Genomic DNA, 1701 nt, shown 5'->3' with positions numbered 1-1701 from the left:
TGCTATAGTCCCCTTGAGGTTGACAGATGAAAAAGTATAATTCATCTGTTAACTTTGAGGGGATTTTATTATGCCTAGAACTAGATTCACGGTCGCAGAAAAGCTAAATATTATTCAGGGCCTGTCGAAAACTGATTTACCTAAGATGGCGTATCTTAGATTATTCAACATTAGTCGGGGGACCTTTACCAGGTGGCAAAAATTTTACAAGCAGGATGGGATCGATGGATTAAAGGAACGAAATAACTGGACTCGATATAGTCCAGAACTTAAGCTACAAGCCGTAACAGCTTACTTGAACAATGAAGGCAGTTTAAGTGAGATTCGAGATCGCTTTGGTCTTAGAAGTTATACGCAACTTCAAGACTGGATCAAAAAATTTCAGTATAATGGGACCAATAAAGCTCTGACGACCACTCCGTCAAGAAAGCAGGTCCGAATTATGAGTCGTAAAACTACTTTTGAAGAACGAATTACAATCGTTGAATATGTCACTGTCGATAAACATTCCTACTCTCAGGCAGATGAACACTTTGAGGTATCGTACCAGCAGGTACGATCATGGGTTTTGAAGTCCAAGGATAACGGTTACGCAGCACTCAAAGACAATCGTGGTCGGACTAAACCCGTTGAAGAAATGACAGAACTTGAACGACTCAAGTTGGAGAATCGGCAACTTAAAGCGCAAATTAAGGAACAGGAGGTCATTGATCTCTTCTTAAAAAAAGTCCAGGAACTACAGAACAAGGAGTGAACGCTCAACGAAAATTATCGTACCAAGGGATCAAAGAAATCGGTTCTCAGATACATGGCGCACAGGCCATCCTTCTTCGTGCACTGGGAGTTTCTCGTCAGGCATTTAATCAATGGATTCATCACGAGGAAACGGCCTGGGAGCAACAAGAAGAATTTCTCAAACAGAAAATACTCACGTATTTTGAAAAGCATCGCCAAAGAATCGGTGCCGGAAAAATGAAGCTTTATCTTGAACACGATGATTCAATCTCCTTCTACGTCTCACTCAAACGAGTTAAACGGCTTATGACGGTCCTCCATCTCAAATGCCAGAGTCGAGTGAAGAAACATCATCGAGTAAAACAGGCGGAGCAAGAGCTTCGAGATAATGTGTTAAATCAGCAGTTTGATAAGACAACGGGACCAAATCAAATCTGGTTGTCAGATTCTACTGAGGTACACTATGGAGTTAATGGTGAGTTTAAAGCACGGTTGTGTGGCGTTTTAGATCTGCATGGCCGATATCTCATAGCATATAACCTGAGTACGACCGAGACTAGTGAAGCCGTAATTCAAACTTTCAATCGAGCCTTTCAGAATTCTGGCGGGGTACATCCGATGGTTCATACTGACCGTGGGTCAGCATTTACTTCAAAAGCTTTCAATAGTTTAATGACTGAGCACGAAGTGATCAGAAGCATGTCACGCCCAGGAACACCATATGATAATGCGCCAATGGAGCGTTGGTGGAATGAATTCAAACTAAACTGGCTAGATAGTCATCCAATGCCAAAGACAAAGGAAGAATTAGTGAAACTGATTGAAGCAGGCATTTACTACTTCAACCATATTGATCGAACAGCACAAAGGAACGGCTCCACCGCGAATGAATACCGCGATGAAGCCGCCTAAGCAATACTAAAAATTATATTATTTCAGCTGTCAACTTGACAGGGACTAGTGCAT

2 protein-coding genes are annotated in these 1701 nt (G+C 41.9%); both read left to right on the top strand.

Annotated features, from left to right (window positions below; all coding sequences use genetic code 11):
- Positions 1-70 precede the first annotated feature (70 nt).
- The gene (locus EKM70_RS11275) at positions 71-754 is read left to right on the top strand and encodes a helix-turn-helix domain-containing protein (RefSeq protein WP_125547833.1); all 684 of its coding nucleotides are present in this window, start codon (positions 71-73) and stop codon (positions 752-754) included.
- Positions 751-1647, top strand: a complete 897-nt coding sequence (locus EKM70_RS11270; protein WP_125547831.1) for an IS3 family transposase — start codon at positions 751-753, stop codon at positions 1645-1647. Before EKM70_RS11275 ends, EKM70_RS11270 begins: the two co-directional genes overlap by 4 nt.
- Positions 1648-1701 lie beyond the last annotated feature (54 nt).

This window comes from Levilactobacillus lindianensis, from assembly GCF_003946095.1.
GTDB lineage: Bacteria > Bacillota > Bacilli > Lactobacillales > Lactobacillaceae > Levilactobacillus > Levilactobacillus lindianensis.
Note: the sequence above shows the minus strand (reverse complement) of the source record. Positions and strands in the feature narration are given on the sequence as shown.

Bases quoted from the DNA above. Each gene is read 5' to 3' on its own strand.
- EKM70_RS11275 (WP_125547833.1), top strand. From the start codon at position 71: ATGCCTAGAACTAGATTCACGGTCGCAGAAAAGCTAAATATTATTCAG.